Source organism: Nocardioides sp. CPCC 206348, assembly GCF_048654705.1.
Classification (GTDB): domain Bacteria; phylum Actinomycetota; class Actinomycetes; order Propionibacteriales; family Nocardioidaceae; genus Nocardioides.
In genome coordinates, this window is sequence record NZ_JBMCZA010000202.1 from 7,551 (window position 1) to 11,339 (window position 3,789).

The window sequence follows — 3,789 nt, forward strand, 5'->3', positions numbered from 1 at the left end:
GCTGCGCTCGATGGTGCTCGCGCACAAGGAGCGGCGGGTGCTCGCCCTCGCCCGCCCCCTCGGGGACCTGCTGGCCTGCTCGGTCGGTCAGGCGCTGGAGGACGCGCGCTGCGGTGCCGGCGCCCCCGTCGTCCTGGTGCCCGTGCCCTCCCGACCTGCAGCAGTCCGCCAACGCGGACACGATCCGACCCTCACGATGACCCGGGCCGCCGCGCGCCGCCTCGCGGTCGAGGGCAGGACCGTGGCCACCCTCCAGTTGCTGCGACTGCGCCCCGGCGTCATCGACCAGGCCGGCCTCGACACGCGCGGGCGCGCAGCGAACCTCGCCGGTTCCATGGCGGCACCCTCCGCCGTCGTACGACGCCTGGGGGAGCGGTTCCCCCACGCCCATGTCGTGCTGTGCGACGACGTCCTCACGACCGGCGCGACGCTCCGCGAGGCGCAACGGGCGCTCGAGGCCACGGGCATCACCGTCCTCGCATCGGCCACCGTGGCAGCCACCCGGTTGCGTGACCGGGGGCCCAAGTTCGGGTGAAGCCTTTCGTCCGCTTCGACAACGGACTAACGTCTCTACATGGAGTCCGCCCGGGTCCGTGGTTGCGTCGTACAGGTGGGGCAGGCGCCCGGCCGGGTACGGCAAGCCGATGCCAGTCGCAGGCGAAACGGTCCACGTAAGTCGACCCCCGGGTCGACGATCACGGTGCGGCTTAGTCGTAAGTCCTGCCTCGGACCGGACGTCAGATACGTCCGAATCCGGGAGAAGGCCAGTAGTGGCACCAAGCTGCGGAAGCCTCAGCAGGCGATTGTGGGGACGAAGACCAGGTCGGCCGGGCGGACTCCTTCAATGGCGCGAGCGCGGCTTCGCCGCAGCGCGGGCAGCAAGCTGCCGCCGACGGCTCTCGCCGCGCTGCCGCGCACGCAGTTGGCTTGCGCGGAGCATCCCTTGGCTTGGCGGCAAGCCTTGGGCGCCGGCCCTCGCCGCGCTGCCGCGCTATCAATCGTCCCGCCCCAAGCGGCGGGAGCACCCATCACCGATTCCCATGGAGGTAACTGATGGACGTTGTGGTCACCGGAAGGCACTGCGAGATCTCGGACCGGTTCCGGGCGCATGCAACCGAGAAGCTCGCGAAGTTGGAGAAGCACGACCACCGCATCATGCGGGTGCACGTCGAGGTTGACTCCGAACCCAACCCGCGCCAGCACGACCACGCTGTCCATGTGGAGCTCACCGCGTACTCCAAGGGTCCGGTGATCCGGGCCGAAGCGGCTGCCGACGAGAAGATGGGCGCGCTGGACCTGGCCATGGACAAGATGGCGGCCCAGATGCGCAAGGCCGCCGATCGAAGGCGGGTGCACAAGGGACGCCCCGAACGGGTCTCGGTCGGACGGGCCCTGTCGGACCTGGAGATCGCGACCGACGAGGTGGCCGAGGACGACGTGTCGATCGAGCGCCAGGTCGGACCGATCACCGTCACCGGCGACGGCCCGCTCGTGGTCCGCGAGAAGACCCACCCGGCCAGCCCGATGACGCTCGACCAGGCGCTCTACGAGATGGAGCTGGTCGGCCACGACTTCTACCTGTTCGTCGACAAGGAGAGCGAGCGGCCGGCGGTCGTCTACCGCCGTCGTGGCTACGACTACGGCGTCATCTCCCTCGACATCGGCGCCCGGGAAGGCTGAGCCTGTCCGCAGATCCGATGGCCGGCCCGCTGTTTCCGGGGCCGGCCATTCGGCACGCGGCGGGCTAGACCGCCGTCGCATCGGGAAGTCGTGCCATGATGCCTGAGTGACGAGTGGGACAACGCCGAGCGGGACAGGGGGCAACGGGTGAGCGGACCGGTTCGCGTGGCAGTGGTCGACGACCAGGAGCTCTTCCGTCGCGGCCTGACGATGCTGCTCGGCATCGAGGCCGGCATCGAGGTCGTCGGCGAGGCCGGCGACGGTGCCGAGGGCGTGGCCCTGGCGATCAGCACCGTGCCCGATGTCGTCCTGCTCGACGTACGCATGCCCAAGCAGTCGGGCATCGAGGCGTGCGTCGCGATCAAGGAAGCGGTCCCGATGACGAAGATCATCATGCTGACCGTGTCCGACGACGAGGCCGATCTCTACGAGGCCGTCAAGAGCGGTGCCTCCGGCTACCTGCTCAAGGACTCCTCGATCGAGGAGGTCGCGCAGGGCATCCGGGTGGTGGCCGACGGCCAGTCCCTGATCAGCCCGTCGATGGCCGCCAAGCTCATCGACGAGTTCAAGACCATGTCGACGCCCGAGCGCACCGCGGGCACCGCGCTGAAGCTGACCGAGCGCGAGCTCGAGGTGCTGCGCCTGGTCGCGCGGGGCCTGAGCAACCGCGACGTGGCCTCCCAGCTCGCGATCAGCGAGAACACCGTGAAGAACCACGTGCGCAACATCCTCGAGAAGCTGCAGCTGCACTCGCGCATGGAGGCGGTCATGTACGCCGTCCGCGCGAAACTGGTCAATCTGGACTGACCGAGCGCGTCTTCGGAGGAGAAGGGGGCAGCAAGCTGCCGCCGACCTCCTCCCGCCGCGCTGCCGGTTGTCTGGACTGACCGAGCGCGCTCCGTGCTGCTGGGGGCGGATCCGCCCGCAGCAGCAAGCCCTTGGGCGACTCGTCGCGCGCTGCGACGCTCGAGTGCATGAACGCACCCACCGCGAGCTTCCTCGACGACGACCTGGGCAGGCGGCTCCTCGAGCAACGCACGATCCTGCTCGGGACCGAGCTGGACCAGACGCTCAGCAACCGCCTCACGACGGCGCTGCTCATGCTCGCCGCCGATGACGAGAAGACGCCCATCTCCCTCTGGATCAACTCGGTCGGCGGGTCGGTTCCCGGCATGCTGGCGATCCGCGACGCGATGCGGCTGATCCCCAACACCGTCACCACGGTCAACCTCGGCATGGCCTACAGCGCCGGCCAGTTCCTGCTCAGCGCCGGTACCCCGGGGCACCGCTACCTGTTGCCCCACTCCAAGGTCCTGCTGCACCAGGGCTCGGCAGGCTTCGGAGGTACGGCCGGCGACATCGCGATCCAGGCGGAGACGCTGCGCGACAACCGCGACACCGTGCTCGGGCTGATCTCCGCCGACACCGGACAGCCGGTCGAGACGGTCGAGAAGGACTCCCGCCGCGATCGCTGGTTCAACGCGGAGCAGGCGATCGCCTACGGCTTCGCCGACCACGTCGTCGCGTCGCTGGCGCAGATCCGGCCCGCCCCGCAACGATCCCTCGGCCTGGGACTTCGCCCGGCGGTGTCGGCATGACGACCTACCCGATCCCCTACGTGACCACGCAGACCCCGCGCGGCGAGCGCACCACCGACATCTACTCGCGCCTGTTGGCGGATCGCGTCGTCTACCTCGGTACGCCGATCGACGACGGGGTCGCCAATGCCCTGATCGCCCAGCTGGTGCACCTGGAGTCGGAGAACCCGGAGGCACCGATCAACCTGTACATCAACTCACCGGGCGGATCGATCCCGGCGATGCTGGCGGTGTACGACGCCATGCAGTTCGTGCGCCCACCGGTCGAGACGACGTGCGTGGGCCAGGCCGTCGCCACCGCCGCCGTGCTGCTGGCCGGCGGTGAGCCCGGCCACCGGCAGATCCTGCGCCACGGCCGGGTCGTGCTGCACCAGCCGGCGGCCGAGTCCCGCGGCACCATCCCCGACCTGATCCTGGAGACCGAGGAGATCGAACGGGTGCGGTCCCTGCTCGAAGAGCTGTTGGCCACGCACACCGGGCGCACGCCACACCAGGTGCGCGAGGACACCGA

Annotated in this window: 5 protein-coding genes; all 5 read left to right on the forward strand. The window is 69.7% G+C overall.

The window, feature by feature from the left end:
• A partial coding sequence (locus tag ACOADB_RS19560; RefSeq protein WP_378602283.1) for a ComF family protein occupies window positions 1–535 on the forward strand: 535 nt, incomplete at its 5' end.
• A gap of 518 nt (window positions 536–1,053) precedes the next feature.
• Complete coding sequence (hpf, locus tag ACOADB_RS19565) at window positions 1,054–1,680, forward strand: ribosome hibernation-promoting factor, HPF/YfiA family (protein ID WP_378602286.1); 627 nt, start codon at window positions 1,054–1,056, stop codon at window positions 1,678–1,680.
• Between the two features lie 147 nt (window positions 1,681–1,827).
• Window positions 1,828–2,487, forward strand: coding sequence for a response regulator (locus tag ACOADB_RS19570; RefSeq protein ID WP_378602289.1), 660 nt, complete (start codon window positions 1,828–1,830; stop codon window positions 2,485–2,487).
• A gap of 167 nt (window positions 2,488–2,654) precedes the next feature.
• Window positions 2,655–3,278: a ClpP family protease gene (locus ACOADB_RS19575; protein WP_378602292.1), complete on the forward strand. Its 624-nt coding sequence runs from the start codon at window positions 2,655–2,657 to the stop codon at window positions 3,276–3,278.
• Window positions 3,275–3,789 (forward strand): ClpP family protease (locus ACOADB_RS19580; protein WP_378602295.1); only part of this gene is annotated, 515 nt, incomplete at its 3' end. The genes ACOADB_RS19575 and ACOADB_RS19580, both read left to right, overlap by 4 nt.